This is a genomic window from Streptomyces sp. NPDC001530 (genome assembly GCF_042894545.1).
Lineage (GTDB): Bacteria > Actinomycetota > Actinomycetes > Streptomycetales > Streptomycetaceae > Streptomyces.
In genome coordinates, this window is the sequence record NZ_JBIAVS010000025.1 from 136,586 (window position 1) to 154,565 (window position 17,980).

Annotated in this window: 10 protein-coding genes; 3 read left to right on the top strand and 7 right to left on the bottom strand. The window is 71.8% G+C overall.

The window, feature by feature from the left end:
• Positions 1-21: 21 nt before the first annotated feature.
• A complete protein-coding gene (locus ACFY0T_RS40540; RefSeq protein WP_388882926.1) occupies positions 22-3,609 on the bottom strand; it encodes an ATP-dependent helicase in 3,588 nt (1,195 codons plus the stop codon).
• Positions 3,610-3,911: 302 nt separating this feature from the next.
• Positions 3,912-4,277, bottom strand: coding sequence for an MGMT family protein (locus ACFY0T_RS40545; RefSeq protein ID WP_388882928.1), 366 nt, complete (start codon positions 4,275-4,277; stop codon positions 3,912-3,914).
• A 186-nt stretch (positions 4,278-4,463) separates the two neighbouring features.
• On the opposite strand from ACFY0T_RS40545, the gene ACFY0T_RS40550 reads away from it, so the two are divergent.
• The 3 genes from ACFY0T_RS40550 (at position 4,464) to ACFY0T_RS40560 (ending at position 10,655) form a co-directional block, all read left to right on the top strand.
• Entirely contained in the window at positions 4,464-7,295 is a 2,832-nt protein-coding gene (locus ACFY0T_RS40550; RefSeq protein ID WP_388882931.1) for a lysylphosphatidylglycerol synthase domain-containing protein, read from the top strand.
• A 144-nt stretch (positions 7,296-7,439) separates the two neighbouring features.
• Entirely contained in the window at positions 7,440-8,984 is a 1,545-nt protein-coding gene (locus tag ACFY0T_RS40555; protein WP_388882934.1) for an alpha/beta hydrolase, read from the top strand.
• A gap of 114 nt (positions 8,985-9,098) precedes the next feature.
• The gene (locus ACFY0T_RS40560) at positions 9,099-10,655 is read left to right on the top strand and encodes an alpha/beta hydrolase (RefSeq protein WP_388882937.1); all 1,557 of its coding nucleotides are present in this window, start codon (positions 9,099-9,101) and stop codon (positions 10,653-10,655) included.
• A 107-nt stretch (positions 10,656-10,762) separates the two neighbouring features.
• Here ACFY0T_RS40560 and moeZ read toward each other — a convergent pair whose 3' ends face one another.
• The 5 genes from moeZ to ACFY0T_RS40585 all read right to left on the bottom strand — a co-directional run bounded on the left by moeZ (position 10,763) and on the right by ACFY0T_RS40585 (position 17,797).
• Positions 10,763-11,941, bottom strand: a complete 1,179-nt coding sequence (gene moeZ, locus ACFY0T_RS40565) for an adenylyltransferase/sulfurtransferase MoeZ (protein ID WP_388882940.1) — start codon at positions 11,939-11,941, stop codon at positions 10,763-10,765.
• Positions 11,942-12,004: 63 nt separating this feature from the next.
• Positions 12,005-12,754, bottom strand: coding sequence for a spherulation-specific family 4 protein (locus ACFY0T_RS40570; RefSeq protein ID WP_388882943.1), 750 nt, complete (start codon positions 12,752-12,754; stop codon positions 12,005-12,007).
• On the bottom strand, positions 12,742-13,701 hold the full coding sequence (locus ACFY0T_RS40575) for an NAD-dependent epimerase/dehydratase family protein (protein WP_388882946.1): 960 nt from the start codon (positions 13,699-13,701) through the stop codon (positions 12,742-12,744). Before ACFY0T_RS40575 ends, ACFY0T_RS40570 begins: the two co-directional genes overlap by 13 nt.
• A 620-nt stretch (positions 13,702-14,321) precedes the next feature.
• Positions 14,322-15,353: a hypothetical protein gene (locus ACFY0T_RS40580; protein WP_388882982.1), complete on the bottom strand. Its 1,032-nt coding sequence runs from the start codon at positions 15,351-15,353 to the stop codon at positions 14,322-14,324.
• A gap of 656 nt (positions 15,354-16,009) precedes the next feature.
• Positions 16,010-17,797, bottom strand: coding sequence for a DUF3492 domain-containing protein (locus ACFY0T_RS40585; protein WP_388882949.1), 1,788 nt, complete (start codon positions 17,795-17,797; stop codon positions 16,010-16,012).
• Between the last annotated feature and the right edge of the window lie 183 nt (positions 17,798-17,980).

Sequence of the window (17,980 nt, forward strand, 5' to 3'; positions counted from 1 at the left end):
GTGTGACGTCCCTCGGGCACCTCACTCGACGACGTGCCGCCCCTCCGGCCGGGCGCTGCACGACGCCCGGAACGCGCAGTGCGTGCAGTGTTGTCCCGTCGTCGGCGAGAACCGTTCGTCGAGAACCTTTCCGGCGGCCGTGGCCAGGAGGTCGCCCACCCACTCGCCCTCCAGGGGCTCCTGGGCCTGCACCTTGGGGAGAATCTCGCCGCCGTTCTTCTTGGCGGCGCCCTGGCGCAGCTGGACGAGTTCGGCGCCGCCCGGCTCGGGGCGTGCGCCGTCGAAGGCGTCGTCGACGGCGCCTTCGCGGACGGCGAGCTGGTAGACGGCGAGCTGCGGGTGGTGTGTCACCTCGGCGGCGCTCGGCGCCTGCTTGCCGGTCTTGAAGTCCACCACATAGGCGCGGCCCTCGGTGTCCGCCTCGACGCGGTCCATGGAGCCGCGGATGCGTACTTCGTAGGAGCCCGCTTCGAGCGTCACGTCGAAGTCGTGCTCGCTGGCCACCGGCGTACGTCCGGTGCGGTCCATGACGTGCCACCTCAGGAAGCGTTCGAGCGCCACGCGCGCGTGCTCCTTCTCCTGGGCGGACTTCCAGGGCGCGTCGAAGGCGAGCGCGTTCCACACGGAGTCGAGGCGCTCCATGAGGACGGCCAGGTCGGCGGGGGTGTGTCCGGACGCGACCTCGTCGGCGAGGACGTGCACCACATTGCCGAATCCCTGGGCGGCGGTCGCGGGCGCGTCCGCCTTCACCTCGCGGCCCAGGAACCACTGCAGGGCACAGGTGTTGGCGAGCTGGTCGAGGGCGCTTCCGGAGAGCACGACGGGCTGGTCCCGGTTGCGCAGCGGGACCTTGCTCTCGGTCGGCTCGTACATGCCCCACCAGCGGTAGGGGTGCGCGGAGGGGACCAGCGGACGCCCGTCCTCGTCGGCGAGCGCGGCGAGTCGGGCGAGGCGGCGGGCCGCGGCCTGCCTGAGGGCGTCCGAGACGCGCGGGTCGACGGTCGTGGCGCGCAGCTCGGCGACCAGTGCGGCGACGGACAGCGGGCGGCGCGGGCGGCCGGTCACGTCCTTGGCCTCGACGCCGAGTTCGGTGAGGAAGCGGGAGGGCTGGTCGCCGTCGTCGGCGGGGGCCTTCACGGCGGTGACGACGAGGCGTTCACGCGCGCGCGTGGCGGCCACGTAGAACAAACGGCGCTCTTCGGAGAGGAGTGCTCCGGGCGTGAGGGGTTCGGCGAGGCCGTCGCGTCCGATGCGGTCCGCCTCCAGCAGGGAGCCGCGGCGGCGCAGATCCGGCCACAGGCCCTCCTGGACGCCCGCGACGACGACGAGGCGCCACTCCAGGCCCTTGGAGCGGTGCGCGGTCATCAGGCGTACGGCTTCGGGGCGTACGGCCCTGCGGGTGAGCGTGTCGGCGGCGATGTCCTCGGCCTCGATCTCCTCGAGGAAGTTGAGGGCGCCGCGGCCCCCGGTGCGCTCCTCGGCGCGCGCCGCGGTCGCGAACAGCGCGCACACCGCGTCGAGGTCCCGGTCGGCGTTGCGCCCGGCCGCGCCGCCGCGCCGGGCAGCCCGCTCCAGGCGCTGCGGCCACGGGGTGCCCTCCCAGAGGTCCCAGAGCGCCTCCTCGGCCGTCCCACCGCCCGCGAGGCGCTCTCGTGCCTTGCGCAGCAGCGCGCCAAGGCGCTGGGCTCCTCGGGCGTACGCCGGGTCGTGCGCGACGAGCCGCTCCGGCTCGGCCAGCGCGCGAGCGAGGAGGTCGTCGGACGGCGGCGGTACGAGGTTGCCGGCGGCGCGCTCCTCGTCGCGCAGCGCGCGGCCCAGGCGCCGCAGATCGGCGGCGTCCATGCTCGCGAGGGGCGAGGCGAGCAGGGTGAGCGCGGTTTCGGTGTCGAGCCAGGGCGGCTCGACCGCGGACGCTTCGGAGTCTGCGGCTGCTTCAGAGTCTGCGGCTGCTTCAGAGCCGGTGTCACCCTCGGAACCGGTGACGTCCTTGGAGCCGGTGTCGGAGCCGGTGACGTCCGCGGATCCGGTGACTTCCTCAGAGTCGGCGGCCTCTTCGCCGGTGACGTCCTCGGAACCGATGGCGCCCTCGGAGCCGCTGACTTCCTCGGAACCGATGGCCCCTTCGAAGTCGGAGTGGGTGCCCTCTTCGGGTTCCTCGCCGCGGGTGTCTTCGCCTTCTGTGGGTGCGGCCGGTTCAGTGCCGGAATCCTCACCCAGCTCTGCTTGTGCCACCGCCCGCAACGCCGTCAGCAGCGGCGCGACCGCGGGCTCGTGCCGCAGCGGCAGATCGTCGCCGTCGATGTCGAGCGGCACCCCCGCGGCAGTGAGTGCCCGCCGGATCGTGGGGATCGTTCGGGAGCCCGCGCGCACCAGGACGGCCATGTCGCTCCAGGGGACGCCGTCCTCCAGGTGGGCGCGGCGCAGGATGTCCGCGATGTTGTCGAGCTCCGTGCCCGGCGTCGGGTACGTGTAGACCTCGACGCGCCCCCCGTCCCGTACCGGGGACAGCTCGCGGTGGGCGCGTACCTTCTCCGCCGGGAGACGGGTCAGCGGCATGCGCTGGGTGACCAGGCGGGTGGCGCCCAGCAGGGCGGCGCCCGAGCGACGGGACGTCCTGAGGACCTCGACCGGCGCCGGGCGGCCGTCCGCGCGCGGGAAGGCGTCGGGGAAGTCCAGGATGCCGTTCACGTCGGCGCCCCGGAAGGCGTAGATCGACTGGTCGGGGTCGCCGAAGGCGACGAGTGTGCGCCCGCCACCCGCGAGGGCACGCAGCAGCCGCACCTGCGCGGGGTCGCTGTCCTGGTACTCGTCCACGTAGACGGCGTCGTACTGGGCAGCGAGGCGCTCGGCGACCTCGGGGCGCCGGGCGAGCAGCACCGCGCGGTGGACCAGTTCCGCGTAGTCGAGTACTCCTTGCAGGTCGAGAACGTCGAGGTACTCGGCGAGGAAGGCCGCCGCCGCACCCCAGTCGGGGCGGCCGATGCGCCGGGCGAAGGCGTCCAGAGCATCGGGGCTCAGGCCGAGTTCACGGCTGCGGGCGAGGACCGCGCGGACCTCGTCGGCGAAGCCGCGGGTGGTCAGGCAGGCGCGCAGCTCGTCGGGCCAGCGCACATGCGCGAGGCCCAGCCGCTCCAGGTCGGGCTGGCCCGCGAGCAGCCCACGCACGGCCACGTCCTGTTCGGGACCGGACAGCAGGCGCAGCGGCTCCACAAACAGGTCGCTGTCCTGGTGGGCACGGACCAGGGCGTAGCAGAAGGAGTGGAAGGTCGTGGCCTGGGGCGCGCGGGCGGCCCCTATGCGCAGTGCCATGCGGTCGCGCAGTTCGACGGCCGCCTTCCTGCTGAACGTCAGCACCAGGACCCGCTCCGGGTCGCCGTCCCGTGCGATCCGGGCGGCCACGGACTCGACGAGCGTGGTCGTCTTGCCGGTGCCCGGACCTGCGAGAACGAGCAACGGACCGCTCCTGTGGTCAACCACCGCGCGCTGCCCTGCGTCCAGACGAGGGGGATCCACCCGGGCCGGCGGGGTACGCACCAGTCGGTACGCGCCGCGGGTCCCTTGGCGCACCTGGGGGTGCGCCAAGCGCCTGGTGGAAGAAGAGGAGCTCACGTGGTTCGCCGGTCCTGGTGGTTGTGCGGTTTGACACTGCCGGCGCGGAGCGCCGTCATGGAGGGGTGGTGGTCGGGCGACGGGTGGAAAGGCCGCCGCGTGTGGAGGGCGGTGGCCGCGGGGTGAGGGAGACGCGCGCCGACGACGCTACGCCGGTGAGCTACGTGGAAGGAGGGCTTCCCCTTCTTCCCTCACGCCACGTGCGTCCCTCGCTTCACGAACGTACGGCATGTCACGGATGTGCCTCGTTTCCTCCGTACGGGCCACAGGTTCCCCTTCCGCCCGTCCGATGGCGGAAGCTGTCAGGTGTGACCTTCCGCGCGCTCGCCGCCGTCCCATCGCGCCCGTCTCATGTCGATGCGCGGCTGATGCCCCTCGGAGGCTCTGCTCGCCTCCTTCAGGGGCGTGGCCTCGTCGCGGTAGTGGGCCAGCGCCTCCAGCTCGTGGCCCGGGAGCAGCACGCCGTCCGCGCGTACGACGCGCCACCACGGAACCGCTCCTCCGTAGAGGGCCATCACGCGGCCCACCTGGCGCGGCCCGCCCTCCCCCAGCCATTCGGCGACGTCGCCGTACGTCATGACGCGCCCGGGCGGGATCAGCTCGGCGACCTCGAGGACCCGCTCCGCGTACTCCGGCAGGGCGTCCGCCGGAAGGCTCTCCTCGCTCATCCGCCCCATCCTGCCCCACCCCACCGACAATGTGACGCGGTGACGACTGTGCGTATCCCTCGCCCCGCGACGACGCTTGGGGCAGACTGTGCGCCCCCGCATTTGCACCCTGATGCCCCCGTGTGTCGGCCGGGCATGCCACCATCGTGCGGGCGGTGACTGGTGATACGAGATCAAGAAGAGACGATGAGGCAGCAGGGCGTGCACCCCGAAGACGCGGAGGGCACCTCCGAGGCCTCGTCGCGCCCGGACGCCGACGGCGTCGACGAGAAAGGCGAGAAGGACACAGCCTCCGGGGCGAGCGATTCGGCCTCCACGGCAGGCGAAACGTCCACGCCTGAGACGCACGAGCCCGCCCCTAAGACGCACGAAAACGAGAAGAAGCAGGTCAAGCAGGGCGCCGACTGCGGTGACGAAGCCCACGCCGACGAGGTCGAGGGCGACGAACCACTGCTCCCCGCGCGCGTGCACCGTCCGTCCGATCTGATGCGGCTCCTGGTCGGATTCCTCGCGATCGTCGTGCTGCTCGCCATCGCCGCGTTCGCGCACGGCACCACCTCGGGGCTCGAACAGGACATCAACAAGGGCACGGGCCAGGCACCCGATCTGCTGATCAAGATCGCGGGTCTGGCGTCGAGTATCGCGATCCTCCTGGTTCCCGTTGCCTTCGCGATCGAGCGGCTGATCAAGCGGGACGGGCTGCGCATCGCCGACGGCGTCCTCGCCGCGGTCCTGGCGCACGGAGTGACGCTCGCCACAGACCTATGGGTCGCGAAGGCGGCCCCGGACTCCATCCAGGAGGCGCTCACCCAGCCCTCGCCCGGTGACATCCACGCCCTCACCGACCCCGTGCACGGCTATCTCGCACCGGTCATCGCCTATATGACGGCCGTCGGCATGTCCCGCAGGCCGCGCTGGCGTGCGGTGCTCTGGGTGGTGCTGCTCCTCGACGCCTTCTCCATGCTGGTCACGGGCTATACGACGCCGTTCTCGATCATCCTCACCGTGCTGATCGGCTGGACCGTCGCGTACGGGACGCTGTACGCGGTCGGCTCGCCGAACGTGCGGCCCACCGGGCGGACGCTGATGGCGGGCCTGCGGCACGTCGGCTTCCACCCGGTGACCGCGGCCCGCGAGGAGTCGCCGGAGGCCACGGAGAACGGCGACCGCGGCCGGCGCTACTTCGTCACCCTGGAGGACGGCCGGCCACTGGACGTCACAGTGGTCGACCGCGAGCAGCAGGCTCAGGGCTTCTTCTACCGCGTATGGCGCCGCCTGACGTTGCGCGGCATCACCACGCGCCGCAGTCTCCAGTCGCTGCGCCAGGCCCTGGAGCAGGAGGCGCTCCTCGCGTACGCGGCCATCGCGGCCGGGGCGAACGCGCCCAAGCTGATCGCGACCTCCGAACTCGGTCCGGACGCCGTGATGCTCGTCTACGAGCACACGGGTGGCCGCACGCTCGACTCGCTGCCCGACGAGCTCATCACCGACGAGCTGCTGCGCGACACCTGGCATCAGGTGCAGGCCCTGCAGTCCCGGCGCATCGCGCACCGCAGGCTCGCGGGTGACGCGATTTTGGTGGATCGTTCCGGCACGGTGATCCTCACCGATCTGCGGGGCGGCGAGATCGCGGCGGGGGACCTGCTGCTGCGCATGGACATCGCCCAGCTGGTCACCACCCTCGGACTGCGCGTGGGCGCGGAGCGCGCGGTCGCGTCGGCGGTCGGCGTGCTCGGCCCGGACGCGGTCGCGGACTGTCTGCCGATGCTGCAGCCGATCGCGCTGACGCGCTCCACGCGCGCGACGCTGCGGAAACTGGCACGGGAGCGCGCGCACCGCGAGCGCGAGGCCGTCCTGGAGGCCTCCCGGCTGGACAAGCTCGCCCGCACCGAAGAGGCCAAGGAAGCCACAGCGCCCGTACCGGAGAAGCCCGGCAAGAAGGCCGTACGTGCCGAGCAGCGGGCCGAGAAGCGGGCGATCGACGAGGCTCTGGAGGAGGCGCGCGAGGAGGATCTGCTCACCCAGATCCGCCATCAGGTGCTGCTGATCAGGCCGCAGGCACCGGTCGAACCGGCTCGACTGGAGCGCGTCCGGCCGCGCACGCTGATCAGTTTCATCGCCGGTGCGATCGGCGCGTACTTCCTGCTGACGCAGCTCACCCACATCGAGTTCGGGACCCTCTTCGACAACGCCGAGTGGGGCTGGGTCGCCGCGGCCGTGCTGTTCTCGGCGCTGAGCTACTTCGCGGCGGCGATGAGCCTGCTCGGCTTCGTGCCCGAGCGGGTGCCGTTCCTGCGGACCGTGGCGGCACAGGTCGCCGGTTCGTTCGTGAAGATCGTGGCGCCCGCCGCGGTCGGCGGTGTCGCGCTCAACACGCGTTTCCTGCAGCGCGCCGGGGTGCGGCCGGGTCTCGCGGTGGCGAGCGTCGGGGCGTCGCAGCTGTTCGGGCTCGGCTGCCACATCCTGATGCTGCTGTCCTTCGGCTATCTGACCGGCACCGAGAAGACGCCGTCCCTGTCGCCGTCCCGCACGGTCATCGCGGGTCTGCTGACGGTCGCGGTGCTGGTCCTCGTGGTGACGTCGGTGCCGTTCCTGCGCAAATTCATCGTCACGCGCGTGAGGTCGCTGTTCGCGGGCGTCGTACCGCGCATGCTCGACGTGCTGCAGCGGCCGCAGAAGCTGGTCACCGGCATCGGCGGCATGCTGCTGCTCACCGCCTGCTTCGTGATGTGCCTGGACGCCTCGATCCGCGCGTTCGGCCACGAGGAGACCACCACGCTCAGCCTCGCCAGCGTCGCCGTCGTCTTCCTCGCCGGTAACGCGCTCGGCTCGGCGGCGCCGACCCCCGGCGGCGTCGGCGCGGTCGAGGCCAGCCTCACGCTCGGTCTGATCGCCGTCGGCCTCCCCAAGGAGGTCGCGGCGCCCGCGGTGCTGCTGTACCGGCTGCTGACACTGTGGCTTCCGGTGCTCCCGGGGTGGCTGTTCTTCAACCACCTGACGCGCAAGGGAGCGCTCTAGGCGGGCGTACGGCCATCCCGTACGGCGTCCACAGAACCATCCCGTACGAATCCGCAGGCCATCCCCTACGAGTCCGCGGCGCGCCCTCACCCACACGGCTCGCGCCCCGCGCGCCCCGCTCCGCACGCCCGCAGGATGGGGAATATGCCGAACCCTCCCCAGCTGCGCGTCGCTGCCCTGACCGTCACCGCCGTCCTGCTGACCTCCTTGATGACGGGCTGCAGCGGCGAGTCCAAGGAAGAGGACCTGACGGCCCAGAAGCTGAGCTGGAAGGAGTGCCCGGCACCGTCCGCGTCCGAAGGCGGCGGCAATCCTCCCTCGCCCCTGCCGGGCGGTACGGAGTGGCAGTGCGCCACACTGAAGGTGCCCCTCGACTGGTCCGACCCCAAGGGCGACACGATCGGGCTGGCGCTGATCCGGGCGACGACGAGCGGCGACCAGAGCAAGCGCATCGGCTCCCTCATCTTCAACTTCGGCGGCCCCGGCGGCTCGGGTGTCACCACACTGCCCGCCTTCGGCGAGGGCTACGCCAAGCTGCGCACCCGCTACGACCTGGTGAGCTTCGACCCGCGCGGGGTCGGCCGCAGCGATGGTGTGAAGTGCGAGAACGACAGCCAGCTCGACGTGTACTTCCAGCAGGACGCCACCCCGGACGACACCGCCGAGCAGCAGAAGCTCCTGGAGAACACCAAGACGTTCAACGGGGACTGCGAGAAGCACTCCGGCAAGACCCTCCCCCATCTGCGCACGACCGACGCGGCCCGCGACATGGACCTGATGCGTCAGGTGCTCGGCGACGACAAGCTGCACTACTTCGGCATCTCGTACGGCACCGAACTGGGCGGTGTCTACGCCCACTTGTTCCCCAAGAACGTGGGACGCGCCGTCTTCGACGCGGTCGTCGACCCGACGCAGAACCCCGAGCAGAGCTCGCTCGGGCAGGCCAAGGGCTTCCAGCTCGCGCTCGACAACTTCGCCGCCGACTGCACCTCGAAGACCGAACCCTGCCCGATCGGCGACACCCCGCAGGACGTCAAGGACCGCATCGCCAAGCTGCTGAGGGATCTCGACCGCAAGCCCATCCCCGGCGTCTTCCCCCGCGAGCTCACGCAGACCGCCGCGACCAACGGCATCGCGCAGGCGCTGTACTCCAAGGACTTCTGGGAGTACCTGACGGAGGGGCTGGAGCAGGCGTACGACGGTGACGGCAGGGTGCTGATGCTGCTGTCGGACTCGATGAACGGCCGCAACGAGAACGGCCAGTACAGCAACCTCGTCGCGGCGAACGTCTCCATCAACTGCGCGGACGACAAGCCGCGTTACACCTCGAACTACGTGGAGTCGAAACTGCCCGAGTTCCGGGCCGCTTCGCCGCTGTTCGGCGACTATCTGGCCTGGGGCATGGTCACCTGCACCGACTGGGCCGTGGCAGGCGCCGCCGACCACCCGGACGTCAGCGCAGCCGGTGCGGCACCGATCCTCGTGGTCGGCAACACCGGCGACCCGGCCACACCGTACGAGGGCGCGAAGAAGATGGTGGACGCGCTGGGCAAGGGAGTCGGCGTCGAGCTGACGTACAAGGGCCAGGGGCACGGGGCGTACGACAGCAAGAACAAGTGCGTGCAAGGCGCTGTGAACGGCTATCTGCTGGAGGGGACCCTGCCAGCGGCCGGGACCATCTGCTCTTAGAAAACCACAGGTCAAAGAGTTATCCACAGGGCTCGGTGGCGACTGACCGTCGACGCCTAATATGGCCTGCATGTGATCCGCGACTTCGGGCGGATCACGGGCGAGGGGAAGCTCATGACGCGTTTCGCACGATGGACGGCCGCGGCCGCCGCCGCGTTGCTGGTGGCCGGCTGCAGCAGCGGCTCGTCGGGGGACGGCAAGGACGAGGGGAAGAACGGCGATACGCCGTCGGCCGCCGCCCCTTCCTCCGGCGCGGCCTCCGGGCTGCCCGCCTCGCTCACCTCGCAGAAGCTCGACTGGGGCCGCTGCAAGGGCACTTCGGACTCTCCCGCCCCGGGTAGCGGCTGGCAGTGCGCGACGCTGAAGGCGCCGCTTGACTACGCGAAGCCGGACGGCGAGACGATCGGCCTCGCGCTCATCCGCTCGAAGGCCACCGGAGGCCAGGGCAAGCGCATCGGCTCCCTCCTGTTCAACTTCGGCGGCCCCGGCGGCTCGGGCGTCTCCACGATGCCCGCGTATGAAAGCGTCGTCGGCGAGCTCCACGAGCGGTACGACCTGGTGAGCTGGGACCCGCGCGGCGTCGCCGCCAGCGAGGGCGTGCGCTGTCGCAGCGACAAGGCGATCCAGGCCGCCGAGTCGGTGGACGCCACACCGGACGACGCGACCGAGGAGGCTGCGTACTTCAAGGACGCCGCCGACTTCGGCAAGGGCTGTGAGAAGGCCGCCGGGAAGCTGCTCTCGCACGTCTCGACGACGGACACCGCCCGCGACATGGACCTGCTGCGCCAAGTCCTCGGCGACCAGAAGATGCACTACTTCGGCATCTCCTACGGCACCGAACTCGGCGGGGTGTACGCCCACTTGTTCTCCAAGAACGTGGGACGCCTGATCCTGGACGCCGTCGTCGACCCGAGCGCCGACACGGTGGGTCACGCCAAGAACCAGACCTTGGGCTTCCAGCGCGCCCTGGACGACTACCTCAAGTCCACGGGCCAGGACCCGAAGCAGGGCTCCGAGAAAATCGTGGACCTGCTGAAGCGGATCGACGCGAAGCCGCTGCCGACGGACGGCGGGCGCAAGCTCACCCAGACCCTCGCGCTCACCGGCATCGTCCTGCCGCTGTACAGCAAGGAGGGCTGGCCGCGCCTGACCAGCGCCCTCAAGCAGGCCGAGAACGGGGACGGCTCGCAGCTGCTGGAGCTCGCCGACGGCTACAACGACCGCGACCCCTTGGGGCACTACGGCACGACGACACATTCACAACGGGTCATATCGTGCTTGGACGACAAGCAGCGGCCGGCGCCCGAGGAGACGAAGAAGCTGCTGCCCGAGTTCGAGAAGATCTCCCCCGTCTTCGGGGACTTCATGGGATGGGACACGGCGGGTTGGTGTCACGACTGGCCGGTGGCCGGTCAGTACGACAACCCGGAGGTCAGCGCGCCGGGAGCCAAGCCCATCCTGGTCGTCGGCAACACGGGGGATCCGGCGACGCCGTACGAGGGCGCCCGCAGGATGGCCGACGAGCTGGGCAAGGGCGTCGGAGTGGAGCTCACCTGGAAGGGCGAGGGCCATGGGGCGTACGGGAGCGGGAGCGACTGCGTCGACTCGACCGTGAACAGCTATCTCCTGGACGGGACCGTGCCGAAGGACGGCAAGGTCTGCGCCTCGTAGACCTCGTCGAGGGCCGGCCGCACCGGCCAAGGCCTCCTCGGGCAACGGGAAGGGAAAGGGGCCCGGCACACGCGGTGCCGAGCCCCTCCTCCGAAGAAGCCGTACGCCTAGTAGACCGGCTTCTCCGGCTCGATCTGGTTGACCCAGCCGATCACGCCGCCGCCGACGTGGACCGCGTCGGCGAAGCCCGCGGACTTCAGCACGGCGAGGACTTCCGCACTGCGGACACCCGTCTTGCAGTGCAGGACGATCTTCTTGTCCTGCGGCAAGGTCTCCAGGGCGGCGCCCATGAGGAACTCGTTCTTCGGGATCAGCTTGGCGCCGGGGATCGAGACGATCTCGTACTCGTTGATCTCGCGGACGTCGATGATCTCGATGTTCTCGCCGTCGTCGATCCACTCCTTGAGCTGCTTGGGAGTGATCGTCGAGCCGGCGGCCGCCTCCTGGGCCTCCTCGGACACGACGCCGCAGAAGGCCTCGTAGTCGATGAGTTCGGTGACGGTGGGGTTCTCGCCGCAGACCGCGCAGTTCGGGTCCTTGCGGACCTTGACCTGGCGGTACTGCATCTCCAGGGCGTCGTAGATCATCAGGCGGCCGACGAGCGGCTCGCCCGTGCCGGTGAGGACCTTGATCGCCTCGGTGACCTGGATGGAGCCGATGGACGCGCACAGCACGCCCAGGACGCCGCCCTCGGCGCAGGAGGGGACCATGCCCGGCGGCGGGGGCTCCGGGTAGAGGCAGCGGTAGCAGGGGCCGTGCTCGGACCAGAAGACCGAGGCCTGGCCGTCGAAGCGGTAGATCGAGCCCCACACGTACGGCTTGTTCAGCAGCACGCACGCGTCGTTGACCAGGTAGCGGGTCGCGAAGTTGTCCGTGCCGTCGACGATCAGGTCGTACTGGCTGAAGATGTCCATCACGTTCTCGGCCTCGAGCCGCTCTTCGTGAAGGATCACGTTCACGTACGGGTTGATGCCCAGCACGGAGTCGCGCGCCGACTCGGCCTTGGAGCGGCCGATGTCCGCCTGGCTGTGAATGATCTGGCGCTGCAGGTTCGACTCGTCGACCTCGTCGAACTCCACGATGCCGAGCGTGCCCACGCCCGCCGCGGCCAGGTACATCAGCGCCGGCGATCCGAGGCCGCCGGCGCCCACACAGAGCACCTTGGCGTTCTTCAGCCGCTTCTGCCCGTCCATGCCCACGTCGGGGATGATCAGGTGGCGGGAGTACCTGCGGACCTCGTCTACGGTGAGCTCAGAAGCTGGCTCGACCAGGGGTGGCAGCGACACGGGGACTCCGTTGGTCGGTCAATCACTACAGTTGTTCTTGCCGTAACACTGCCACGCCCTTCTTCATTCCGAGACACCCGTTCCGACCCGCGAGACGATTTCGTCCCAGTAACCGGGCATCGTCTCCCAGGGGTCGACGCGCCCGCCCTGGTCCGTGCGGTCGGTGAAGTAGATCGTCGAGGCGCCCTGCCAGCGGGCGATGCGCAGCGCCTCGTCCAGGTGGCCGCGCGGCACACCGTGCACGAAGTGGCAGAAGCGCTCGGGCGGATAGTCGGCGGTCCACTCGGCGACCTGCGACCAGCGGTAGTCGCTCCAGGGGCCGGAGAAGGTCACCAACTGGTCGGCGTTCTCGGCGTAACCGGGGTGGGGGTGGGTGCCGTGGCCGAAGACGATGTGCGCGTCGTCACGGAGTGCGCGGAGCGTGGTGACCGTGCGGCGGATCTCGGGGAGCGCGGTGCGTTCGGTGGGGCAGCGGTGCAGGAGGAAGCCGTCGACCCGGTACCAGTCGAGATACCGGTGGGCGTCGGAGATCAGCTCGCCGAAGGTGCGCGCACCGTAGGTGGTGTCCAGGTGCCCGAGGATCCGGACCCCCGCGTTGCGAAGCCGTCCGGCGGCCTCGAGGCAGTGCGGGTCGGGTCGCGTGCCGGGACCGTTGGCCACGCTCAGGACGACCCAGTGCAAGGGGGTGCCGGGGCGGGTGAGTTCGCCCCACTCGACGGGAGCGACGAGGGGGTGCGCATAGCCGGGGATGCCGAAGCCGATCGCTAAGTCCGTGCTCGCGGTGCCCGCTGGGGTGCTGGTCAGATACGGCATGCCGCCTCCATCCAGATGTCGGCGAGGGATTCCTCGAGGTTGATCCGGGGCCGCCAGCCGAGCCGGTCGCGTGCGGTGCGCACATCGGCCTGCTGCCAGCTGCCGCAGCCGTCCGGATAGGGGTACGCGACCGGGGCCGCGTGGTCTGGTTCGCTGCGGGGGTGGCCGATGGTCGGCCTCATGGGGCCGGGCGGGCCGTCGAGTTCGTGCAGGGCGCCGCCGTAGCCGGCGACGCGGGCGAGGACGGCGGCGGCGTCGCGGAGGCGTACGGCACGGCCCGAGCCGATGTTGATCACGCCTTGTGCGGCGGAGAGCGAGGCGGCGTGGACGGCGCGGGCGACATCGCGGACGTCGATGAAGTCGCGTTGGACGCCGAGACCGCCGAGTTTGAGTTCGCCGTCGCCGGACTGCATGGCGCGGCGCAGGGCTTCGGCGAGTCGGCCGAGCGGGGATCCGGCGGGCGTGCCGGGCCCCGTGGGCGAGAAGACGCGGAGCACCACGGCGTCCAGGCCGGAGCCGAGGACCAGTTCGGTGGCGGCGAGTTTGCTCACGCCGTAGGGGCCGCCCGGGCGTGGCACGGCGTCCTCGGCGGTGGAGGAGCCGGGCTGGCTGGGCCCGTACTCTGCGCCGCAGCCGATCTGGACGAGCCGTGCCCCGCAGCCGCTGCGTCGCAGGGCCTCGCAGACGGTGGCGACGGCGACGGTGTTGTGCCGGGTCAGTTCGCGGGCGCCGCCGCGGGTGGCGCCCGCGCAGTTGATGACGACTCCGGGGTGCACCGCGTCCAGGAAGCGGGTGAGCGCGCCGGGGCTGCCCGAGGCGAGGTCGAACCGTACGTCGGCGTCGTCGCCCCGGCCGAGCGCGGTGAGCTGCACGGCGGGATCGGCGAGCAGTCTGTCGGCGACGAAACGGCCGAGGTATCCGTTGGCTCCGATCAGCAGGACCCTCATCGGGCGGCTCCCGGGGCGGATTCTCCGGTTCGGGAGGTGATCATCTGGCGTTCTCCTTCGAAGTAATGCCGTAGGTCGGGGAGAGGGCCCGCGGTGTCGGCCCCGCGGGAGGGGTGCGGGCGCCTCCGGCGTGGGGTGCCCGCGGTCTTCTGGGCTTGCGGCCGTCTTGCCGTCGCGCGGTCGCGTGGGGTTCCCACGGCCCTGTGGGGTTGCGGCCGTCGTGCGGGCTCGCGGTCTGGCGTGGGGTGGGTGGCCGCGGCCTTCCGGGGTTGCGGACGTCGTGCCGTCGCGCGGTCCGGCGTGGGGTGGCCGCGGTGTTCCGGGGTTGCGGACGTCGTGCCGTCGCATGGTCCGGCGTGGGGCGGCTGCGGTCTTCCGGGGTTGCGGACGTCGTGCCGTCGCGCGGCCCGGCGTGGGCGCATGCGGTTGGTGGGTGGTCGGGGCCGTGCCGGTACATCCGCCCGTCGCGATGTGGGCGCTGCTGGGACGCTGAACGTGGCTGGGGTGAGCGACGGGCATTCGATGTACCGGCACGGCCCCTTCCGCCGGTTCCGCGACTGCCGGTACGTGGAGACTTGCGGCCTCCACGGCAGGGCGTCCGCCTGCGCTCCCATGGCCCGTCACAGCGGCTCCCCTGACGGCGTCGCGTGAGCCGAGGCCCGGGTCAGGGTGCGCGTGGAGTGGATGAGGAGGACGAGGGCGGCCGCGCCGCACACCAGGGCCGGTACGGCGCCCGGTCCCCAGGCGCCGACGACGGTCTCGACGGGGGCGGCCAGGAACGAGCAGCCGGGGAGGCGGCCCGCGAACACCGTGGCGAGGGCTGTCGCCTCGGCCGCGCCCGCGACGGCGAGTACGAGGGCGGGGGCGTGCGTGAAGCCGCGCGCTGTCAGCAGACGGGCGAGCAGGAGCAGCGCGCCGAGGGCCCCGGCGCCGTCGTACGCGGCGGGCTCGTCGAGCGCCGCCCCGCACAGCGCGAGCAGTCCGATGAGGGCGCACAGGAACAGGCCGAACACCCCGAGGAGCAGGGGTTGTACGGAGGCAGCGAATTCCTCCAGGCCACGGCTCGCGGTCAGCCTTCGGCGTGCGCGTACGGCGAAGAGGTGGGCGCACCAGGCCGCCGGGGCGCAGGACAGGGCGAGAGCCAGCACGGGTGCGGTGGCCAGGGGCCAGGCGCCGTCGGGGCCGCCGTCGAGGCCGGCGCTCAGCAGTCCATCGCCGAGGAGGGCGTACGCGATGAGCCAGCACGTCCACGCGCGCGTGGCGCTTGTCGTGCGGTGGCCGGTGCTCAGGGGGCCGCGGCGGAGGGCAAGGCGCAGGCCGAGCGCCACGGCGAGGGCGCCGACCACGGCGACCGCGAGGCGCGGCTGCCCGTCGGTGATCCGCAGCCCGACCGCTGCTGTTGTACAGAGGGCGCCCGGCAACAGGGCGAGCGCCGCCCAGTCGGCGCGCGCGCCGGGGCGCCCCAAGGGCGCCGGGCGGGGCGCGGGTTCGCCGTCACGTGGCAGGCGTGCGTACATCTCCTCGGCCAGCGAGAACACGTCCCGGTGCCGGAACCGAGCGGCGGTCCGGTCGGTCACCCCGTGTGCCTCCAGACCCGCCGCGATCTCCAACGGGTCGACAGCGCGCTCGCAGAGCTCGCGGTGCCGGTGCATCAGCGCCTTCACAGGGTCGACGGCACCGCGGCGTGCGGTGGAGCCGCTGGAACCGGTGGAGCTGGTCCGGCCCGTGGAGCTGGTGCGGCCCGTGGCGCCCGTGGAGCTGGTGGAACCCGTGGAGCCGGTGGACTCGCGCGCGCCAGCACCACCTGCCCCGCCAGCACCACCTGCCCCGCCAGTGCGGCCTACCCCAGCAGTGCGGCCTACCCCAGCAGTGCGGCCTACCCCGCCAGTGCGGCTTGCACCGCTTCCACCGCCCGGACCGGCATGCGTACCACCCGCACCGGTGCGCGAACGACCCGTACCGCCGTACGAACCACCCGCATCGCCGTACGAACCACCCGCATCACCGTACGAACCACCCGCATCACCGTACGAACCACCCGCATCGCCGTACGATCCGCCCGCACCGCCGTACGAACCACCCGTACCGCCGTACGATCCGCCCGCACCGGCGCGCGCATCCCCCGCCCCCTCACCCGCCTCTCGAACCGACGCCCCGGCCCCGCTGGAGGTGTCGACCCCCTCCGACGCGTCGTCCGTCCGTGCGTCCGGCTCCCCGACCCCATACACAAGCGACTCCTCCGACCGCGCATCCCAGGCGCCAGGGCTGTTCGGCTTTTCCGGGCGGTCCAGTTCTCCGAGTTCGCTCATCACGCCCCCTCCCCTGCGACCAGGGGAGCCGTGCCCCGCACCGGCGCCCCTGCCGCCCAGCGCGGCCGGCCCGTGGCCATGAGGCGGGTCTCGGTCCAGCGGCCGGGTACGTGGGCCTCGGCCGGGACTCCGAAGGGCAGCGGTTCGCCCTCCTCGTCCACGAGCACCCGTCGCACCGGGGAGTGCGAGACGATCTCCAGGTAAATGCCGTGAAATGCCGCGATGTTCTGCTCGACGGTGAAGAGTTCGAGGGCGCGTGCGCGGGCGGCCGCGCCCAGGCGCTCGCGGCGCTCGGGGTCGCGCAGGAGTGCCACGCACGCCTCGGCGAGCGCCCGCGGATTGCGCGGCGGCACGACGAGGCCCGTACCGCCGATGACTTCGACGACCGCGCCCACGTCCGTGGACACCGTGGCGCGGCCGCAGAACATGGCCTCGACGAGACTGATCGGGAAGCCCTCGACGACGCTGGAGAGGACGATCACTGCTCCGCAGGCGTAGGCCTCCGCGAGGCTCGGGACCTCCGGGCCGCCGATCTCCTCGAAGGACACCGGGTTGTCGCCGACGGCGTGTACGCCCTCCGCCTCGTCGGGGAAGAGCTGCGCGGCCAGCGCCTTGCAGTGGGCCAGATACGTCGCACCCGCGGGCCCGTCGGCGGGCGTGCCGACGATCCGCAGCCGTGTCTTCGGTTCCTCCTTGCGGATCTCCGCGAAGGAGTGCAGCAGGGAGATCAGGTCCTTGGCCGGTTCGATGCGGCCGACCCACACCAGCGTGTCCGGGTCCGCGCACCCGCTGTCCTCCGCGCTCTCCCCCACCTCGGCGAAGCGGGACGCCTCCATGCCGGGGTAGACGGTGCGCAGCTTGGCGCGGTCGGCACCGCAGCGCTCCTGCCAGCGGCGGGCGTGCGTGTTGCCGGGCGTGATCAGCGCGGCCGCCCGGTAGACCTCCGCGGCGACCCTGCCGTGGAACGCGGCGAGCAACGCCCGCACGGCGGGAACCTCTCCGACGGTGGCGGGTGCCAGGTAGTGCGCCCGTAACTGCACCCCGTACTCCGTGACCAGCAGCGGTACCCCGGAGAAGTGCCGGGCGAGGAGGCCGGGCAGTGCCGCCGCGCCGCCGGCCGCGGCATGGCACAGGTCGACCGAGTCGAGCCCGTCGTCCTCGTACCAGTCCAGTGAGAGGGGGCGCAGCACGCGCTCGATGTGGGCGGCGACGGCGAGCAGATCGGGTACGCGCGCGGTGCGGGCGGCGCGGAGCGCGCCGGGCGCACGGCATGCGCGCTCCAGCGCGCGTACCGCGTCCTCGGAGCGCAGCGCTCCGACCAGGCCGCCCTCATCCCGGGCAAGTTCGGCGAGTCCGTACAGTGCGCTGGCGAAACGGTCCGCCTCAACACCGTCAGAGGCCGCCGCGCCACGGGACACCACCGATCCGCCGGAACCGACCGAGCTTCCGGAGACCCCCGAGCGCCCGGAAGCCCCCGAGCCATCCGCAGTCCCCCGCCCCCCGCACACCGCCGCGGCCAGCTCCCCGTACGCGTCCGCGAACCGCCGGCGCGCCCGGCGCCCGTACACCGCACCGTCGTCCTCGGCCGTCCACAGCGGAGCCGTCCGTACCCGGCTGACCTGGGGCGGCAGCTGGATCCAGCCCTCGTCCTCCTGCCGCTCGCTGCGGCTGAGCGCGTAGATGTCGAACTCGTGCTGCCCGAGCCCGCGCACGAGCCGGTCGCACCAGAGCCTGGCGTCACCGCTCACATACGGATAGCCACCCTCCGTCAGCAGTCCGATGCGCACGAGTGCACCCCCGATCTCCCGTATGGGGAGCCGCCGTTGACCCGGCGGCTCGCAGCGGGACGAACGTATGCGGACAACGCAGTGGCGGGGGGGGGCGCCCCCCCCCGGGCCCCCCCCCCCGCGGGGGGGGGGGGGGGCCGGCGCCCCCGGCGGGGGGGGGGGGGGGGGCGGGGGGCGGCAGTA